This is a genomic window from Xanthobacter wiegelii (genome assembly GCF_043193855.2).
Lineage (GTDB): Bacteria > Pseudomonadota > Alphaproteobacteria > Rhizobiales > Xanthobacteraceae > Xanthobacter > Xanthobacter flavus_A.
On record NZ_CM195529.1, the window covers coordinates 2,861,070 to 2,879,760 of the forward strand.

Genomic DNA, 18,691 nt, shown 5'->3' on the forward strand with positions numbered 1-18,691 from the left:
GGCCCGCGAAATGCGCGCCTCCGGCACTTCCCCACCTTCCATCAGCGGCATCGGAGCGATATCGTCCGCTGAAGCGAACGTCCGTTCGGTTGGAAGGATATTACGGCATGGCCGTCAGGGAACGCGGGGGCAGCTCTCTCGAAACCGGCGCCCAGGTGATTACCGGGCAACTGGGCAAGACCATACAGCGCCTGCGCAAGGCCTATAACCTGTCCCTGTCGGACCTTGCCGAGCAGTCCGGCGTGGCGAAATCCATCATCAGCCAGATCGAGCGCAACGAGACCAATCCGACGCTCGCCACCGTGTGGCGCCTGTCGCAGGCGCTGGACATGTCGGTGGAACGGGTTCTCGCCTCATCCGACGACGCGCCCTTCGTGGAGAAGCTCTCCCGCGCCGACACGCCCATCCTGCTTTCCGAGGACGGGCTGGTGCGTCTGTCCATCATCGGGTGGATCAAGACGGTGGAGTGGCTGCAGTATTACGACATGGAGGCCGCGCCCGGCGGCGAGCTCGATTCGGACGGGCACCAGCGCGGCTCCGTGGAATGCCTTACCGTCATCTCCGGCACGCTGGAGGTGGACGTGGCCGGGCAGGTGGAGACGGTGAAGGAGGGCGAGACGGTGCGCTATCGCTGCGACCGCCGCCATGTCATCCGCAACCGCTCCGATGCACCCGCCCGCGCCTTCATGGTCTGCCTGCTCAAGGCCGCCGTGCTGGAGTGAGGGGGCGGCGCCCCCTCCCCTCCGGTCGGATCACTCGTCGGTCAGCGGGCCGAGGATCAGCATCTCCAGCTTCACCCAATTGGCGAGCTGGGCATAGGTGAGCTTCTCGGCCTTCAGGTCCCAGGTCACTTCCGAGCGGGTCGGGCCGACGCACTGGTCCCGGCCGTTCTCACCCTTCACCCTTTTGCAGGCGTCCTCGCTGTCGTTGTAATAGACGCGGCCGTAGAGGCCGGGCTTAGACTGGTCGGCGGACGAGAAGAAGGCATCGGATTGCGCCTGCGCCGCACTGGCGTCGAAGAACGACTGGTCGGTGTTCACCGCCTGCTCGTTCCAGCGCAGATTGTACTCGTAATAGCCGGTGTAGGACTTCTTCTTCCCCGCCTTGTCTGTGAAGTTGCCGTTCTCCTCCACATAGCGGATCGAGCCGGACACGCGGTCAGTCAGCGAGCGGTCGGCGACGGTGTAGGCGAAGGTCACGCCGTTGGCGTCGGTCAGCCAGTTGCCGAGTTCGTAGTCGTAATCGAGGTTGCCGGAGACCCGCACCTCGGGAAGGAAGGAGAAGGGGCCGGCCGCGAGCTGGGTGCGCTCGAAGCGCAGCGGATCGGGATTCTTCACCTGGATCGACACCACCTTGCCGTCGACCACGCGGGAATAGATCTTGTCCGCCTCCTTCTGGGCCCGGCGGAACTGCTCGGCCACCTCCCACCAGCGCGTCACGTTGCGACCCTGGATGGAGCCGCCGAAGGGTGAGGAGGTCTGGTTGCCCTTCACCACGTCGATGCGCAGACGGCCGGCATCGGGGATGTAGCGCCCGTTGGCGTCGATCTGCAGGTCGCCGCGCAGGATCGCAACCTCCCGCGCCACCTGGGACGGGTTGGACGGATTGATGACGTCGAACTTCACCGAATAGACAAGGCTCTTGCCCGGCGTGCGCTGGACCGAGCCCTTGAGAATCATCAGGTCCGCCACCGAAAGGTCGCTGATCTCGTAGAGATCGGTGCCGCTGGTGGAGCGCAGGGAGCGGGAGTTGTAATCCACCGTCATGGCGCCGGTGAGCTTCGCCTTGTCGGCGGGAATCTCCTTCAGCGCCTGGCTCTGCTGCGCCATCGCGGCACCCGAAGCCAGAATGCTCGCGGCGCACAGGCCGGCGGCCCAGGCGAATGTGGCCGGCGCGAAGCGAATGGTCATGTCCATCTCCCTCGATGGCGCCGGGCGTGTGAGCCAGGCGCTTCGGCGGGGAACATGACGAAAGTTTCCTGAACGGCAGATGACGAAGCGGCATCCGCCCCTCAGAGCAGGCCGAGATCGCGCAATTCGCGGCTGAGTGCCTCGGGCAGGTCGGCGGCGCAGGCGCTGCTGCCGAGGTCGCGGGGCGCCTCCCGGTCGGCGAGGTAGCGCCAGCCCTGGAACGGGCGCGCGGGGCGCGGCTCCACGCGGATGACGGCGGGGTCGAGCACGAGGCCGCAGCGGCGCACGCCGTCCGGGTCCACCATGGGGCGCAGTTCCAGCAGGCGCTGGCGCGCCGCCACCTCCCCCTTGATGACCCAGTAGAGCGAGCCGCCGTCGATCAGCTCGTCCTTGCGGCTGGGCACCATCCGGGTGACGTGGATCTGCTCGAACGGGACGCCGGCACGCCGCGCGGTGTCGGCACGATCGGCGATCCAGCCTTCGAGGTCGGCGATGGAGGTGGCGCCGACGCACAGCTTGATGAGGTGGAGCGCCATCGCGCCCGCGCTACTGGCCGTTGGGGGCGGCGGGTGCGCCCTCCGCGGCGGGCTCCGCTTCGGCGGGCGCGGCGGGCTGGGGACGAGGACGCGGCGCCGCCGGGCGCGGGGCCGGATTGGCCGGAGCGGTGGCCTGCGGGGCCGGTGTGCGCGCCGGGCGGGCCGGTGGCAGCGGCGCGGTGGGCGGCTGCGGGATCGGTTCCAGGTCATCCGCCGGTGCCGCGGGGGCGGGGGCGGCCGGGGCGCCGGGCTGCGCGGGATCAGGCTGGGTCACCAGCATGCCGAACGGGCCGGTGCGCGGCGGCGGCCCGCCCGTCATGCCCCGGTTGCGCGCGTTGCGCTCCCACACCGGCGTATATTTGGTGATGAGGTTGGCGTAGCGCCCTTCGTTCATGTTGGCGATGATGCGGGTCGGGTCGCCGAAAATCGCCGCCTGCGGGCAATAGGTCGCCGTGCAGCCGTTGAAATCCACCAGCGCCGAGGCCACCAGGCCGTAGGGATCCTGCTCCAGCGGGCGGCGCCAGGCGATGATCCGTTCGGTGAGGTAGTCGGCCTTGCGGCGACGCACGAACTCGAACGCATCCTCCACCAGCGCCATGCGCGCGCGCACCAGCGAACGGGCGGACGCAACCGTATCCGGCCGCTCGAACAGCACCGCCTCGCACACCTGGATGAGGGACGGGTCGGCGCCGATGCAGCCGAGCGCCGATTGGGCGGCTGCGGCATCGAGCCCCGCGGCCCGGGCCTCCAGCGCCCGCGCCTCCGAAATGGCGGCGGCGAGGACGATCTGCTTGAGCATGGCGCTGCCCACCGACAGGCCGCCGAGCAGGATGCCGATGAGCACCAGCAGCGTCAGCGGGTTCTCGTTGGGCTCCGACCGCACGAACAGCACGAACACGAACACGGCGCCGATGACCATGGCCGCGAGCACGACCCAGCCCGGGACATCGAAATTGCTGTTCAGAATGCTGAGGGTTCGGTCAATCCATTCCGCCATGGCGCCCTCCGCGACGCAGTCCTCGGTCCGTCGGCGAATGCCCGTGACCCGCTTCCGGTTTCCGCCTCCGCCCTACCCTCATCACCGCCGATTGCGGCAGGATGAGTGTCGGACCCGCCCGCGCGCTCCCATGAAGAGCCCGCGGCTCGTTCAGTGCGGCCGAAGCGCCGAGGCGTCGAAGCCTCCATAGAGGTAGATCACCGCGACGGCGAGCAGAAAGACGGCAAGCGCGGTGCGCGCGACGCCCCAGCAGGAGCGGCGATGGGCATGACCTTGGCTGAGATCCATGATGGATAGCGGCTCTTTTCGACGAGTCCTCGCGGCACGATGGGCGCCCCGCGCTGCAACATGCATTAAGAATTTATGAACGCCTCGGCAAGCCCCGCGCCATGCCTCCTGCGAACGGCTCGCATGCGCAAACCGCCAATCCCCGCAATTTACAGGGCGCCGACGGGCGGCAGGAAAATCCGCGCGGGATGGGGTAGGACTTGCCCATGAGCGCCGATCGTCCCTCTGATTCGTCCACCGCCTCCTCCGCCCTCCCGGACGATGAGGCCGCCGCCGCGCTGGTGCTGCGCCTCGCCGCCGAGGCCGGGCCGGGCAAGAGCATCGGCCCCATGGACGCGGCGCTGGCGCTGATGCCGAAGGAGGAATGGCAGCGGGCGCTCCCCGTGATCCGCCGCGTCGCCGTCCGTCTCGCGCTGGAGGGCCGGCTGATGATCTACCGCAAAGGCCGTCCGGTGGATCCGGCCGACTTCCGGGGCGTCTACCGCATCGGGCTGCCGCGCGACGAATGAGCGCCTGATTGGGCCGCGACTTCGTCAGGGCGCGGGAAACAGCGCGCTGGTCTGGCCGGAATAGTAATAGGCGACGAGGCCCATCCACTCCTTGACCGCAATGTCGGCCATGTCGAGGCCGCTCGCCGCGCGCGAGAAGGGATCGTTCAGGGCGTCGGGGCCCACGGTGCGGAAATCCACCGGGTAGGGAATGACGTCGAAGCCCGCCTTGCGGAAGCAGCCCACCGCGCGGGGCATGTGGAAGGCGCTCGTCACCAGAAGCCACCGCTCGCCGGGCTTCGGCTTGAGCACCTCCTTGGCGAAGGCCGCATTTTCCGCCGTGTTGCGGGACTTCTCCTCATACTCCACCCGCTCGGGGGCGATACCGAGGTCGGGCATGGTCATCTGCATCATGCGGGCCTCGATGCCCACGCCATCGGAGAAGAGCCGACCGCTGCCGCCGACGAAGGCCAGCCGCGCATTCGGATACTGCCGCGCCAGCGCCCCGAAGGCGATGGCCCGCTCCCCCGCATTGGCAAAGGCCGGGATGCCGCGCGCGAGCCCTACCTCCGGCACCTCGGCGCCGCCCAGGAGGATCACGCCCGTGATGGGCTCCTGCCCCCGGTAGATGGGGAAGCGCTCTTCCAGCGGGCTCATCAGGTAGTTGGCGAGGGGCGAGAAGCCGACGATCACGAAGCCGGCGACCGAGACGGTCAGAAGCCCCAGCCCTGTCCGGCGCAGCCCGGCGAGGGCGGCCAGAAGGCCGATGACCGCGACCAGCACCAGCGCATTGGACGGCGCGACGAGAAACCAGAACACTTTGGAGACGGTGAAGAACGAATCCATGCCACCTCGGCAGGGCGCCTTACCCCAGCGGGCAACCGGCGCCGGTTGGGACGCCTCGGCGCCGGGTCAGGCCAGCTCGACCACCTTGCCCTCGCGCAGGGTGACGCGCCGGTCCATGCGGGCGGCGAGGTCGAGATTGTGGGTGGCGATCAGCGCCGCGACGCCGGTGGCCCGCACCAGCTCCGACATGGCCCCGAAGACGTGATCGGCCGTCTTGGGGTCGAGATTGCCGGTGGGCTCATCCGCCAGCAGCAGGCGCGGCGCATTGGCGAGGGCGCGGGCGATGGCCACGCGCTGCTGCTCGCCGCCGGACAGTTCCGACGGGCGATGGGTGAGGCGCGCGCCGAGGCCGAGATAGGAGAGCAGCTCCTTCGCCCGCGTCTCCGCTTCCTTCTTGGAGAGGCCGCGGATCATCTGCGGCATGGCCACGTTCTCCAGCGCCGTGAACTCGGGCAGGAGGTGGTGGAACTGGTAGACGAAGCCGATGGAGAGGCGGCGGATGCGGGTGCGCTCGGCGTCCGGCAGGCGGGCGGTGGGCGCGCCGTCGATGAACACCTCGCCGGCATCCGAATGCTCCAGCAGCCCGGCGATATGCAAAAGCGTGGACTTGCCGGAGCCGGACGGCGCGACGAGCGCCACCGACTGGCCCTGGGCGATGGCGAGGTCGGCGCCGCGCAGGATCTCCAGGGCGCCCTGCCCCTGCGCATAGCGCCGCACCACGCCGGACAGCGCGAGCGCATACTGCGGACGGGCGCCGGATCCTGCGGCACGGCCCGGCGTGCGGCTTTCGGGCGGGGTGGGCATGTCCATCACTCGTACCTCAGGGCTTCCACCGGATCGAGCCGGGCGGCCCGCCAGGACGGATAGAGCGTGGCCAGGAAGGAAAGCACCATCGCCATCAGCACCACCGAGGAGGTCTCGCCGAAGTTCATCTGCGCCGGCAGGCGGGAGAGATAATAGAGCTCGGGCGAGAACAGCTCGGTGGAAGTGAGCCAGGAGATGAACTGGCGGATGCTCTCGATATTGAGGCAGACGATCACGCCCAGCAGCAGCCCCGAGAGCGTCCCCACCACGCCGATGGAGGCGCCGGTGATGAAGAAGATGCGCATGATGGAGCCCTGCGTGGCGCCCATGGTGCGCAGGATGGCGATGTCGTGCCCCTTGTCCTTCACCAGCATGATGAGGCCGGACACGATGTTGAGCGCCGCCACCAGCACGATCAGCGTGAGGATGAGGAACATCACGTTCCGCTCCACCTGCAGCGCGCCGAAGAAGGTGGCGTTGCGCACCCGCCAGTCCACCAGATAGACCGGCCGCTCCGCCGCGCTCTGGATGGCGCCGCGCAACTCGCCCACGTCGTCGGGGTTGTCGAGATAGACCTCGATGGCGTTCACGTCGCCGTTGCGGTTGAAATAGGCCTGCGCCTCCGGCAGCGGCATGAAGACGAAGGCGCTGTCGTATTCCGACATGCCGACCTCGAACACCGCCGCGATCTTGTAGACCTTGATGCGCGGCGACGTGCCCATGGGCGTCACCGCGCCGCGCGGGGCGACGAGGGTGATGTTGTCGCCCGCACGCAGGGACAATTGGTCCGCAAGGCGCTTGCCGATGGCGATGCCCTGCCCCTGGTCGAAATTCTCCAGCGTGCCCTGGCGGATGTTGTGGGCCACCGACGGCAGGCCGCGCAGGTCCTTCTCCGCCATGCCGCGCACCAGCACGCCGGAGGCGCCGAAGGGCGAGGAGGCGAGCGCCTGCCCCTCCACCAGCGGCACCGCGAGGCGGATGCCGTTGAGCCCGGCGATGCGCGCGGCCACCGCCCTGTAGTCGGTGAGCGGTGATTCCAGCGGCTGCACGAGCACATGGCCGTTGAGGCCAAGAATTTTGCCCAGCAACTCCTGCCGGAAGCCGTTCATCACCGCCATGACGATGATGAGCGTCGCCACCCCCAGCATGATGCCGAGGAAGGAGAAGCCGGCAATGACCGAGATGAAGCCCTCCTTGCGGCGGGCCCTCAGGTAACGCAGGGACAGCATCCACTCGAACGGCGCGAAGGGGCGCGTGCCGGTGACATCCCCGCCTGCCTTCGCTGCCGTCGCATGGGTTGCCGTCATGCCTTCAGCCTCTCCACAATGTCGCTCGGGGCGATCAGCTCGCGCGAGCCGTCCACCCGGCGCTTCAGTTCCACCTTGCCCTCGGCGAGCCCCTTCGGCCCGACGAGGATCTGCCACGGCAGGCCGATGAGATCGGCGGTGGCGAACTTGGCGCCGGCGCGCTCCTCGGTGTCGTCGTACAGCACGTCGTAACCGGCAGCGGTCAATTCCGCGTAAAGGGCGCCGCAGGCCGCCTCCGTGGCGCTGTCGCCGACCTTGAGGTTCAGGATGCCCACCTGGAAGGGCGCCACCGCGTCCGGCCAGATGATGCCATTCTCATCGTGAGACGCCTCGATCATGGCCGCCACGAGGCGCGAGGGGCCGATGCCGTAGGAGCCCATGTGAATGGTGTGCTCCTTGCCGTCCGGGCCGAGCACCTTGGCGCCGAAGGGCTCGGAATATTTGGTGCCGAAATAGAAGATGTGGCCCACCTCGATGCCGCGCGCGGCGAGGCGGCGCGCCTCGGGGATGGCCTCGAAGGCCGCCGTGTCGTGCTTCTCGGAGGTCGCGGCATAAAGCTGCGTCCAGCGGTCGAACACGCTTTGCAGGCCGGCGGGATCGTCGAAGTTCACGTCGGCGGGGGGCGGCGCCATGTCGAGATAGTCGCCGTGGCAGAACACCTCGCTCTCGCCGGTGGAGGCGAGGATGATGAACTCGTGGGAGAGATTGCCGCCGATCGGTCCCGTGTCCGCCACCATCGGAATCGCTTTCAGGCCCATGCGGGCGAAGGTGCGCAGATAAGCGACGAACATCTTGTTGTAGGAATGGCGGGCGCCGGCCGCGTCGAGATCGAAGGAATAGGCATCCTTCATCAGGAACTCGCGCGAACGGTAGACGCCGAAGCGCGGGCGCACCTCGTCCCGGAACTTCCACTGGATATGGTAGAGGTTGAGGGGCAGCGCCTTATAGGACTTCACATAGGCGCGGACGATCTCGGTGATCATCTCCTCGTTGGTGGGGCCGAACAGCATCTCGCGGTCGTGACGGTCGCGGATGCGCAGCATCTCCTTGCCGTAGTCGTCGTAGCGCCCGCTCTCGCGCCACAGGTCCGCCGACTGGATGGTCGGCATCAGCATCTCGATGGCGCCGGCGCGATTCTGCTCCTCGCGGATGATGTTGCAGACCTTGTTCAGCACACGCAGGCCGAAGGGCAGCCAGGCGTAGATGCCGGCCGATTCCTGCCGGATCATGCCGGCGCGCAGCATCAGCCGGTGCGAGACGATCTCCGCCTCCTTGGGCACCTCGCGCAGAATGGGAAGGAAATAGCGGGACAGTCGCATCGGGTGGCTCGGACTCTCGTGCGGAGGGAAAAGCGGTCGCCGGGAGTGAAAGCGGAAGGGCGCCGAAAACACAAGGGCGGTGGCGCGAACACGGTGCCATGCAACCATATTGCGGCGCAGCGAACGACTTATTGCGGCGCAAGGATGACAAACGACAGATTCTTGTTCTATTTTGCCCCCGCACAAGAAAGGGGACCGTCACCAGCCGGCCACGGCGGTGAATGCGGTTCAGGTCTCGGGAGGAGTCGAAGAAAAAGCCGACCGGCGGCCGCCTCTTGGCGCATACGGAATCGGTATCACGGATTGGCCGCGCGGCCCCAACAAGCAGACTTAGATCTGCAGGCGGCGCTGGACCCGTGGATTAGACAAGGCGAGGCCCGCACGGGGCCTCGCCTTTTTCTTTTGGAGTTCGGCTTGGGCTGCGAAACAGCCCTCCGTTGTCATCCCCCGCCTCGTGCGGGGGATCCACGGTTCGGCCAGGGCGGCTCTTTCCATTGAGGCACAGGACGAGCGGGCGAGTGGATCGCCCGGACGCGCCGGGCGATGACGGTGCCGAGAGGATGACGGTGCAGAGAGGATGACCTGCGAGAGCCGACGCGCGCGGCAGGCCAGGCCGCCAGGAATCACGCCGTTGGCCAAACCGCCTAATAGTTCTCCCACAGCCCGGGGCTGGCGATCTCGGCCAGATTCCCATCGGGATCGCGGAAATAGAGGCTCGTCGAGCCCTTCGGCCACTGCACCTCGCCCTCGATGGCGACGCCATGCGCCGTGAGGTGGTCGCGCCAGCGCGCCATGTCGGCGGCTTCGGCGGAAAAAGCGAAGTGCAGGCGGCCGGCACCGTCGTGGGGCGGGATGGCGCCGCCGAAGGGCAGTTCGATGGCCTCATCGGCCGAGCCGCGCAGGAAGAGAAGCAGAACCGTTCCGCCGACGGGAAAAGCAACGAAGCGCGCGTCGGCCAGCATGGGAACGAGCCCCAGCACACCCTCATAGAAGCCGCGCGCCCGGTCGAGGTCGTCGACGTAGAGGCCGGTTTCCAGCACCCGGCCGAGGGGCGGCGCGGCGCGCGCGGTCCCCTGCCCGTCAGCCACGCTGCGCCCTCACCAGAGGTTGAGCGTGGCGCGGGCTTCCTCGGACATGCGGCCCTGGTCCCACGGCGGGTCGAAGGTGATATCCACCTTCACGTCCGAAATACCGGGCACCGCCGCGACGGCGCTCTCCACCATGCCGGGCAGCTCGGCGGCAGCCGGGCAATTTGGCGTGGTGAGCGTCATCTCCACAGCAACGGTGCGGGCATCCGAGATATCGACCTTGTAGATCAGGCCAAGCTCGTAGATGTCCACCGGGATCTCGGGATCGTAGACCGTCTTGAGGGCGATCACGATGTCGTCGGTGAGCCGCGCAAGCTCCGCCTCCGGGATCGGAGACTGAATCTGCGGCTGGTTCGGCGCCTCGATCGACTTGGTATCGGTCATGCGAACAAATCCTGCGCCTTGACGAGGGCGTCGAAGAGACGGTCCACGTCGGCGCGCGTGTTGTAAAGGGCAAAGGATGCGCGGCACGTCGCTGTCGCACCATATCGTGCCAAAAGCGGCTGCGCGCAATGGGTGCCCGCCCGTACCGCGACACCGTAGCGGTCTATGATGGTCGCCACGTCGTGGGGGTGGGCGCCCTTCATCTCGAAGGAAATGATGGCGCCCTTGTCCGCCGCGGTGCCGATGATCCGCAGGGAATTCAATGCCCTCAGGCGTTCGTGGGCATAGGCCGAGAGATCGTGCTCGTGCGCGGCGATGCGCTCGCGGCCGATGGACTGGACATATTCCATTGCGGCGCCGAGGCCGATGGCCTGCACAATTGGAGGTGTTCCAGCCTCGAAACGGTGCGGGGGTACGCCATAGGTGACGGTCTCCTCCGTCACCTCGCGGATCATCTCTCCGCCGCCCTCGTAAGGCGGCATGGCCTCCAGCAGCTCCTTCTTGCCGTAGAGCAGGCCGATGCCGGTGGGCGCATAGAGCTTGTGGCCGGTGACGGCGTAGAAATCCACATCGAGGTCGCGCACATCAACCGGCATGTGGACGATGGCCTGGCAGCCATCCACCGCGACCTTGGCGCCCACCGCATGGGCGGCCGCGGCGATCTCCTTGATCGGCGTCACCGTGCCCAGCACGTTGGACATGTGGGTGATGGCGACGATCTTGGTGCGCGGGCCGAGCAGCGCCTTGAAGGCGTCGAGGTCGAAGGACCCATCCTCCCGCACCGGCGCCCACTTGATGACGGCGCCCTTGCGCTCGCGCAGGAAGTGCCACGGCACGATGTTGGAATGGTGCTCCATGATGGAGAGCACGATCTCGTCGCCCGCTTCGATGGACTGGCCGAGGGACGAGGCCACCGTGTTGATGGCGCCGGTGCCGGAGCGGGTGAAGATGATCTCGTCGATGCTCTCGGCATTCAGGAAGGCGCGCGCCGTCTCGCGGGCATGCTCGAATGCCTCGGTGGCGGCGTTGGCGAGATAGTGCAGGCCGCGATGGACGTTGGAATATTCCCGCTCATAGGCGGTCACCATCCGGTCGATCACCTGCCGCGGCTTCTGGGCGGAGGCGGCATTGTCGAGATAGGTGAGCGGATGGCCGTTCACCTCCAGCGACAGGGCCGGAAAATCCGCGCGCACAAGCTCCACGTCGAAGGAGCCATTGGCGACGGCGGAGTGGGGCTTGGTCATGGCCAAATCCTTTTGGCAATCGTCTTCAAGGAAACTGTTGCTCGCCGTCGCCCTCCGGCTTGACCGGAGGGTCCATCCATCCGACGGATCCGGCGGCGCCATGGATCCTCCGGTCAAGCCGGAGGATGACGGCCGGACGGCGGATGAGGCAGCGCGCCCTACACCACCCGTTTTTCCAGCCAGCCCGAGATCCGCTCGATCAGCACATCGCGCAGGTCGGCGTCCTCCACATATTCCACCGCCTCGCCGAGGAAGGCCTGGATGAGGAGCATCTCGGCTTCCTTTTCCGGCAGGCCGCGCGAGCGCAAATAGAACAGCATGGAGCGGTCGAGGGCGCCGGCGGTGGCGCCGTGGCCGCACTGGACATCGTCGGCGAAGATTTCCAGCTCCGGCTTGTTGTCCATCTCGGCGCGGTCGGAGAGGAGGAGCGCCTGGCTCATCATCCGCCCATCGGTCTTCTGGGCCGCGCGGCGCACCACGATCTTGCCCTGGAACACGCCGTGGGCATCGTCGGCGAGCACGGTCTTGAACAGTTCGCGGCTCTCGCCGTGCGCGACCGCATGGTCGATGACGAGGGTCGTGTCCGAATGCTGGCGGCCGCGCGCGAGGGTCGCGCCGCGGATGCCGGCATGGGCGCCGGTGCCCTCGAAGCGGCCATAGACGTTGTAGCGCGCCAATGCCGCGCCCTGGGCGAGGGCGAACAGGTTCAGCTTCGCCTCGCGGCCCAGCTCCAGCATGAGGGTGCCGAAGTGGAAGGCGGCGTCGCCCTCCTCCTGGATGCGCACGAGATTCACGATGGCGCCGTCGCCCACCACCAGTTCCACCGCGTGGTTGGACTGGTAGGCGACGCCATCACGCCCGGCGAAGGTCTCCACCAGCGTCACCTCCGCGCCCGCGCCCACCACCACGACGGTGCGGGTGAAGCCGGAGACGGCCTCGGCGCCCGGGAAGGCGTGGGCAATGTGAACCGGCCGCGCGGCCTTCACCCCGGCATCGACGCGAAGCGCGACGCCCTCGCCGAGGAAGCCGGTGTTGAGGGCCAGCGGCCCGTCATAGCGGCTCGGCGACAGGGCATTGATGCGGTCTGCGAGTGGATCGCCGGCGGCGATGGCGCTCTCCAGCGGCAGCCCGGTGACGCCTTCCGACAGCGCCGCGAAATCCGAGCCGGCGCGGGAGAGCACGCCGTTCACGAACAGGATGCGGGCGGCATTCGGCACCGCCGGCACCAGCGCGGCGGCCTCCGCCTCCTCCACCGCGCCCGGCGCGGGAGCGCGGTTGGGGACATCGCGGATGGCGGCGCGCAGGTCGGTGTACTTCCACTCCTCCACGCGGCGGCTGGGCAGGCCGTTCGCGAGGAAGGCATCGCGGGCGGCGCGGCGGATCTCGGGGATGCGCCCCTGCCCTGCCTCGGCGGTGATCGACGCCTCAAGCGCGGCGGCGATGGCCTCTTCCGCCGCTGTTCGGGCGGGACGGACGTTGATGGTCATGGTGCCGTCCCTCACGCCGCGTCCTGCGCGTAGGCCGCATAGCCGGACTCTTCCAGCTCCAGCGCCAGCTCCGGCCCGCCGGAGCGGACGATGCGGCCCTTGTGCATCACATGCACCACGTCCGGCACGATATGGTCGAGCAGACGCTGATAGTGGGTGATGACCAGCATGGAGCGCTTCGGCGAACGCAGCGCGTTCACGCCATGGGCAACCACCTTGAGGGCATCGATATCGAGGCCGGAATCGGTCTCATCCAGAATGCAGAGCTTGGGCTCCAGCAGGGCCATCTGCAGGATTTCGTTGCGCTTCTTCTCGCCGCCCGAAAAGCCCACGTTGACGCCGCGCCGGAGCATGTCCTGCGAGATGCCGAGGTCCGGCGCCTTGGCGCGCACCAGCTTCAGGAAGTCGGGGGTGGAAATCTCCTCCTCACCGCGCGCCTTGCGCTGGGCGTTCATGGCCGCCCGGAGGAAGGTCATGTTGGCGACGCCGGGAATCTCGATGGGATACTGGAAGGCGAGGAAGACACCCGCCGCCGCGCGCTCGCTGGCGTCGAGCGCGAGCAGGTCCGCGCCATCGAAGCTCACCGAGCCGTCCGTCACCTCATAATCCGGCTTGCCGGAGAGGACATAGGAGAGCGTGGACTTGCCGGAGCCGTTCGGCCCCATGATGGCATGCACCTCGCCATCCGGGATGGTGAGGTCGAGGCCCTTGAGAATCTCGTTCTCGCCGATGCGGGCGCGGAGATTGCGGATTTCGAGCATGTTCGGTCCTTGAGATGTCGATCCGCGCGGCTGCGGCCCGAGGGGACGCGCTGCGCGAGAAAAGGGGGAGGCCGGCGGCGCGCCGGCCGGTTCGTCAGCCCACCGAGCCTTCCAGGCTCACGGCGATCAGCTTCTGCGCCTCCACGGCGAACTCCATGGGCAGCTGCTGGAGCACGTCGCGCACGAAGCCGTTGACGATGAGCGCCACCGCCTCCTCCTGCGAAAGGCCGCGCTGGAGGCAGTAGAACAGCTGGTCCTCGGAGATCTTGGAGGTGGTCGCCTCGTGCTCGAACTGGGCCGAGGCGTTCTTGGCCTCCATGTAGGGCACGGTGTGCGCTCCGCAGAGATCGCCGATGAGGAGCGAATCGCAGTTGGTGAAGTTCCGCGCGCCGGTCGCCTTGCGGTGGGCCGAGACGAGCCCGCGATAGGTGTTGTCCGAGTGCCCGGCGGCGATGCCCTTGGAGATGATCCGGCTCGACGTGTTCTTGCCGAGGTGGATCATCTTCGTCCCCGAATCCACCTGCTGGTGGCCGTTGGAGATGGCGATGGAATAGAACTCGCCCTGCGAATTGTCGCCGCGCAGGATGCAGCTCGGATACTTCCAGGTGATGGCCGAGCCGGTCTCCACCTGCGTCCAGGAGATCTTGGAATTGTCGCCCCGGCAATCGCCGCGCTTGGTGACGAAATTGTAGATGCCGCCCCTGCCGTCCTTGTCGCCGGGATACCAGTTCTGGACGGTGGAATACTTGATCTCCGCATCCTTCATCGCCACCAGCTCGACCACGGCGGCGTGCAGCTGGTTCTCGTCGCGCTGGGGCGCGGTGCAGCCTTCCAGGTAGCTCACATAGGCGCCTTCATCGGCGATGATGAGGGTGCGCTCGAACTGGCCGGTGTTGCGCTCGTTGATACGGAAATAGGTGCTCAGCTCCATGGGGCAGCGCACCCCCTTCGGAACGAACACGAACGAGCCGTCCGAGAAGACCGCCGAATTGAGGGTAGCGTAGAAATTGTCCGTCACCGGCACGACCGAGCCGAGATATTTCTTCACCAGCTCGGGATGCTCGCGGATGGCCTCCGAGATGGGCATGAAGATCACGCCCGCCTTGGCCAATTCCTCCTTGAAGGTGGTGGCGACCGACACGCTGTCGAACACCGCGTCCACCGCCACCCTGGAGCCGCCCTCGCGCTGGATGCCGAGCAGCGCGTCGCGCTCGCGCAGCGGGATGCCGAGCTTCTCGTAGGTCTTGAGGATTTCCGGGTCGATCTCGTCGATGGACTTCGGCGCAGCCTTGGGGGCCGAGTAATAATAATAGTCCTGGAAATCGATCTTCGGGTAGCTCACCCGCGCCCAGGTGGGCTCTTCCATGGTGAGCCAGCGCCGGTAGGCGTCGAGCCGCCATTCCAGCATCCACTCGGGCTCGTTCTTCCGGGCGGAAATGTAACGGATCGTGTCTTCCGACAGGCCCTTCGGGGCCTTCTCGCTCTCGATGTCGGTGACGAAACCGTACTTGTACTGATCCACATCGATCGCGCGGACGCGCTCGACGGTTTCCTGAACCGCAGGCATCTCTCTTCTCCTCTCCCGCGCGGGGTCAAGGCCCGCGGGTCAAGTCCGTCTGCCGCGCATGATGCGCGGCGCAAATTCCCTACCGCGCAAAGCGCGGCTCGATCTCCTAAGCCGCGCGCGAAGCGCGGCTTCTCAGCTGCGGCACCGCCTTTTTCAAGGCTTCGACCGCGGCATCCACATCCTCGATGGTGCTCGACCAGCCGAGCGACAGGCGGATGGCGCCCGCCGCCTCGTCCTCCGGCAGTCCCATGGCCAGCAGCACCTGCGAGGCGCCGACCTTCCCGGAGGAACACGCCGAGCCGGCACTGATGCTTACGTGGGCGAGGTCGAGCGCGATCACCAGTGTCTCGGCGCGAAGTCCGGCGAAAGTGACCATAAGGGTGTTTGGCAGGCGATCGGCACCCGCGCCCACCACTCTCATACCGGGAACGCCCTCAAGCACCGCCCGTTCCAAAAGGTCACGCAGCGCGGCGAGCCGCTCCGCCTCGGCGGAAAGCGCTGCCTTCACGGCGGTTGCGGCCGCGCCGAAGCCGACGATGGCGGGCCCGTTCTCGGTGCCCGCGCGGCGGTTGCGCTCCTGCCCGCCGCCGGACAGAAGCGGCGCGGTGCGATGGTCCGGCCCCGCCGCCACCAGCGCGCCGACGCCGGGCGGGCCGCCGATCTTGTGGGCGGAAAGCGCCAGGAAGTCGGCGCCCAGCGTCGCCATATCGAGCGGGATGCGGCCCGCCGCTTGCACGGCGTCGCAGAAGACGATGCCATCGGCCTCATGCACCAGCCGCGCGACTTCTGAAACGGGCTGGATCACGCCGGTCTCATTGTTCGCCGCCATCACCGCGAGCAAGGCGCGCCGGCCGGCCGCGCGGTGGCCAGCGAGGGATTCGGCCAGCGCGGCGAGATCGAGGCGGCCTTCGCCGTCCACCGGAAGGATTTCGAGGGCGTCGGACGGAAAGCGATGGCCTTTGAGCACGGCCGGGTGTTCGACAGCACTCGCCAGCAGCACGTCGCAGGGCTTGGCCCGGCCGGCGATCTCGACGGCCGGATGAAGCGCCAGCGCAGCCGCCTCGGTGGCACCTGAAGTGAAGACCACGCCCCGCACAGGCGCCCCCGCCAGCGCCGCGACGGCCGCCCGGGCGGCCTCGATGCGGGCGCGCGCGGCGCGACCTTCGGCGTGGACGGACGAGGCGTTGCCGCCGGCGTCCAGCGCGGCGATCAGCGCGGCGCGGGCCTCGGGCCGCAGGGGGCTCGTGGCGTTGTGATCGAGATAGGCGCGGCGCGGCACCGACGGGCGGGAGGCGTGTGCCTCACCCCAGCCCAATCCGGTACCCGACTGCCGCGATCCGTCGCCCGCGCTCATCTCCGCCTCCCGGTCCCGCGTGCCAAACGCACCCGCAACCCGTGCCAGGCTTGCAATTGCCGGCGATCTCCGTCATAGGTCAAACTTCACCCGTTCTCACAACGCAGCGCCCATCGGTTCGCGCAGCCGCCGGGAACAAATTAGAATTATTCTAAATAGATAGGTCTCGCGCGACCGTTAGTCAAGCATTACCGTTCCGGCGTCAAGCCGACAGGGATCATGCTGACGGGTTCCCGCGCCGGACCCGTCGTCCGCCAGGACGAAAGAGCGCCGCGCGTCATTGCCACCCAGAGGTTGCAGACTTCCATGCCAGAAGTGATCTTCCCCGGCGAAAAGGGGCGCCTCGAAGGCCGCTACCAGCCCGCCAAGACCCGCAACGCGCCCATTGCCATCATCCTTCATCCCCACCCGCAGTTCGGCGGGACGATGAACAATCCGGTGGTGTACAATCTCTATTATCAGTTCGTGAACCGCGGCTTCTCGGTGCTGCGCTTCAACTTCCGGGGCGTCGGCCGCTCGCAGGGCTCGTTCGACCACGGCACGGGCGAGCTTTCGGACGCCGCCGCGGCGCTCGACTGGGCGCAGTCGGTGAACCCGGACGCCCGCGCCTGCTGGATCGCCGGCTTTTCCTTCGGCGCGTGGATCGGCATGCAGCTGCTGATGCGCCGCCCGGAGGTGGAGGGCTTCATCTCCATCGCCGCGCCGGCGAACCTCTACGACTTCTCCTTCCTCGCCCCCTGCCCCTCCTCCGGCCTGTTCGTCCATGGCGACAAGGACGCGGTGGTGCCCACCACGGCGGTGCAGACGCTGGTGGAGAAGCTGAAGACGCAGAAGGGCATCGTCATCGAGCAGCAGGTGGTGCCCGGCGCCAACCACTTCTTCGACGGCAAGACCGAGGAATTGATGGGCGTGGTCGGCACCTATCTCGACAAGCGCCTCCCCGGCACCCGCAAGGACAGCGCCGCCTGAGGGTGACTTTTCCCGCTTGAACGGCGCGCTTCGGCGCGCCGTTTTCGTTTTGGGGGTGTGTCATTTGGCACCGTCATCGCCCGGCTCGTCCGGGCGATCCACCCCTCGGCCTGTGCGCAGCCCGAAGTTTCCACCCGGACGCACCGTGGATCGCCCGGACGAGCCGGGCGATGACAGCTGAAAGAAGCGTTCACGGCCGGAACAGCACGCCGCCCGTCATCGGCGCCGCCACCCCCGTCGTGGTCGGAAACGTCAGCGGCAGCCCGCGCAGCGAACGCGCGGCGAGATAGCCGAAGGCGTGGGCCTCCAGCGCGTCGCCGGACCACCCCACCTTGTCCGCCGTGCGCACCTCGGCGCCGAGGCGTTGCGCCAGCATGGCCAGAAGCGTCGGGTTGCGCGCGCCACCACCGGCGACGATCCACACGGCGGGCGGCCGGGGCAGGAACGGGACCACCGCTGCGACGCTCGCCGCCGTGAGGGCCGTGAGCGTCGCCGCGCCGTCCTCCAGCGAAAGCCACGCCAGCCCCATCCGCTCTCCGGCCGACCGGCGAAAGGCGTTGCGGTCGAGCGACTTGGGCGGCGGCTGGCGGAAAAAGGAGTCTTCGAGCACGGCTGCGACGCGCGCCGCGTCCACCTGTCCGGCAGCCGCCGCTCGGCCATCCGCGTCGAAGGGAACCCCGGTGCGCGCCTTCATGAAATCATCGATCAGCGCGTTGCCCGGCCCGGTGTCGCAGGCAATCGGCGGGGCGTCGCCGTCGATCACCGTGACATTGGCGACCCCGCCCACGTTCAGCACCGCCACCGGCTGCGGCAGGGTGAGCCGCCGCACCAGCGCCTGATGGAAGACCGGCACCAGCGGCGCCCCCTGCCCACCCGCCGCAACGTCCGCCGCCCGGAAATCAGCGACCACCGGGATGCCGAGCGCCGTGGCCAGCCGCTGCCCCTCGCCGATCTGCACGGTGAGGCGCGCATCCGGCCGGTGGATGACCGTCTGGCCATGGAAGCCCACGAGGTCGATATCGCCGGGCGTCAGCCGCAGCGGCTCCAGCAACGCGCGCACGGCCTCGGCGTGGAGATCGGTGATCCGCCGCTCGGCTTCCGCCAGCGCGCCCGGCCGGTCGTCGCGATGGTTCACGCCGCGCGCGTCCTCCATGGCGGTGACGAGGAGCGCGCGGGTCTCGGCGTCGATGGGGCGGGTGATGGAGGGGCCGAGCCAGGCGACGGTTTCGCCATCCGTCTCGATCAAGGCGGCGTCGATGCCGTCCATGGAGGTGCCGCTCATCAGCCCGACGACACGCATATCCGCCCCCTCGCCTCACGCACATGCATTCTTGCGCCGGAC

19 protein-coding genes are annotated in these 18,691 nt (G+C 68.0%); 3 read left to right on the forward strand and 16 right to left on the reverse strand.

From position 1 onward, the window contains the following. The first annotated feature begins 107 nt into the window (after window positions 1-107). Window positions 108-722, forward strand: coding sequence for a helix-turn-helix domain-containing protein (locus V5F63_RS13210; protein ID WP_209489582.1), 615 nt, complete (start codon window positions 108-110; stop codon window positions 720-722). Between the two features lie 30 nt (window positions 723-752). Here the strand turns inward: V5F63_RS13210 and V5F63_RS13215 are convergent, their stop codons facing one another. From V5F63_RS13215 to V5F63_RS13230, 4 genes are all read right to left on the reverse strand, one after another. Further along, entirely contained in the window at window positions 753-1,910 is a 1,158-nt protein-coding gene (locus V5F63_RS13215) for a hypothetical protein (RefSeq protein WP_394102399.1), read from the reverse strand. Window positions 1,911-2,011: 101 nt separating this feature from the next. Then, window positions 2,012-2,446, reverse strand: coding sequence for a DUF1489 family protein (locus tag V5F63_RS13220; RefSeq protein ID WP_394102398.1), 435 nt, complete (start codon window positions 2,444-2,446; stop codon window positions 2,012-2,014). A gap of 10 nt (window positions 2,447-2,456) precedes the next feature. Beyond that, entirely contained in the window at window positions 2,457-3,443 is a 987-nt protein-coding gene (locus tag V5F63_RS13225; protein ID WP_209489588.1) for a hypothetical protein, read from the reverse strand. A 150-nt stretch (window positions 3,444-3,593) separates the two neighbouring features. Continuing rightward, window positions 3,594-3,731 carry a hypothetical protein gene (locus tag V5F63_RS13230; RefSeq protein ID WP_209489590.1) on the reverse strand — a complete coding sequence of 46 codons (138 nt, stop codon included), beginning with the start codon at window positions 3,729-3,731 and terminating at the stop codon, window positions 3,594-3,596. A gap of 206 nt (window positions 3,732-3,937) precedes the next feature. On the opposite strand from V5F63_RS13230, the gene V5F63_RS13235 reads away from it, so the two are divergent. Continuing rightward, window positions 3,938-4,240, forward strand: coding sequence for a DUF3253 domain-containing protein (locus tag V5F63_RS13235; RefSeq protein ID WP_209489592.1), 303 nt, complete (start codon window positions 3,938-3,940; stop codon window positions 4,238-4,240). 24 nt (window positions 4,241-4,264) lie between these two features. Here the strand turns inward: V5F63_RS13235 and V5F63_RS13240 are convergent, their stop codons facing one another. From V5F63_RS13240 to V5F63_RS13290, 11 genes are all read right to left on the reverse strand, one after another. Next, on the reverse strand, window positions 4,265-5,065 hold the full coding sequence (locus V5F63_RS13240) for a YdcF family protein (protein WP_209489594.1): 801 nt from the start codon (window positions 5,063-5,065) through the stop codon (window positions 4,265-4,267). Window positions 5,066-5,131: 66 nt separating this feature from the next. Next, window positions 5,132-5,869, reverse strand: coding sequence for an ABC transporter ATP-binding protein (locus tag V5F63_RS13245; RefSeq protein ID WP_209490575.1), 738 nt, complete (start codon window positions 5,867-5,869; stop codon window positions 5,132-5,134). A 5-nt stretch (window positions 5,870-5,874) separates the two neighbouring features. After that, on the reverse strand, window positions 5,875-7,176 hold the full coding sequence (locus V5F63_RS13250) for a lipoprotein-releasing ABC transporter permease subunit (RefSeq protein ID WP_394102397.1): 1,302 nt from the start codon (window positions 7,174-7,176) through the stop codon (window positions 5,875-5,877). Next, complete coding sequence (proS, locus tag V5F63_RS13255; RefSeq protein ID WP_394029738.1) at window positions 7,173-8,495, reverse strand: proline--tRNA ligase; 1,323 nt, start codon at window positions 8,493-8,495, stop codon at window positions 7,173-7,175. Before proS ends, V5F63_RS13250 begins: the two co-directional genes overlap by 4 nt. 644 nt (window positions 8,496-9,139) lie before the next feature. Beyond that, complete coding sequence (locus V5F63_RS13260; RefSeq protein ID WP_394102396.1) at window positions 9,140-9,583, reverse strand: VOC family protein; 444 nt, start codon at window positions 9,581-9,583, stop codon at window positions 9,140-9,142. A gap of 9 nt (window positions 9,584-9,592) precedes the next feature. Continuing rightward, a complete protein-coding gene (locus V5F63_RS13265) occupies window positions 9,593-9,967 on the reverse strand; it encodes an SUF system Fe-S cluster assembly protein (RefSeq protein WP_024278828.1) in 375 nt (124 codons plus the stop codon). Then, window positions 9,964-11,211: a cysteine desulfurase gene (locus V5F63_RS13270; RefSeq protein WP_394102395.1), complete on the reverse strand. Its 1,248-nt coding sequence runs from the start codon at window positions 11,209-11,211 to the stop codon at window positions 9,964-9,966. Before V5F63_RS13270 ends, V5F63_RS13265 begins: the two co-directional genes overlap by 4 nt. A gap of 158 nt (window positions 11,212-11,369) precedes the next feature. Further along, window positions 11,370-12,698: a Fe-S cluster assembly protein SufD gene (gene sufD, locus V5F63_RS13275; protein ID WP_394102394.1), complete on the reverse strand. Its 1,329-nt coding sequence runs from the start codon at window positions 12,696-12,698 to the stop codon at window positions 11,370-11,372. Window positions 12,699-12,709: 11 nt separating this feature from the next. Beyond that, on the reverse strand, window positions 12,710-13,459 hold the full coding sequence (gene sufC / locus V5F63_RS13280; RefSeq protein WP_394029735.1) for a Fe-S cluster assembly ATPase SufC: 750 nt from the start codon (window positions 13,457-13,459) through the stop codon (window positions 12,710-12,712). Between the two features lie 94 nt (window positions 13,460-13,553). Continuing rightward, window positions 13,554-15,026 (reverse strand): Fe-S cluster assembly protein SufB, encoded by a 1,473-nt coding sequence (sufB, locus tag V5F63_RS13285; protein ID WP_394102393.1) that lies wholly within the window; start codon window positions 15,024-15,026, stop codon window positions 13,554-13,556. Window positions 15,027-15,132: 106 nt separating this feature from the next. Beyond that, window positions 15,133-16,305, reverse strand: coding sequence for a cysteine desulfurase family protein (locus tag V5F63_RS13290; RefSeq protein WP_394102455.1), 1,173 nt, complete (start codon window positions 16,303-16,305; stop codon window positions 15,133-15,135). Window positions 16,306-16,686: 381 nt separating this feature from the next. Between V5F63_RS13290 and V5F63_RS13295 the strand changes: the two genes are divergently transcribed. Further along, window positions 16,687-17,349, forward strand: a complete 663-nt coding sequence (locus tag V5F63_RS13295; protein WP_209489609.1) for an alpha/beta hydrolase — start codon at window positions 16,687-16,689, stop codon at window positions 17,347-17,349. Between the two features lie 190 nt (window positions 17,350-17,539). On the opposite strand, the gene V5F63_RS13300 is transcribed toward V5F63_RS13295, so the two are convergent. Continuing rightward, window positions 17,540-18,649, reverse strand: a complete 1,110-nt coding sequence (locus tag V5F63_RS13300) for an anhydro-N-acetylmuramic acid kinase (RefSeq protein ID WP_394102392.1) — start codon at window positions 18,647-18,649, stop codon at window positions 17,540-17,542. Between the last annotated feature and the right edge of the window lie 42 nt (window positions 18,650-18,691).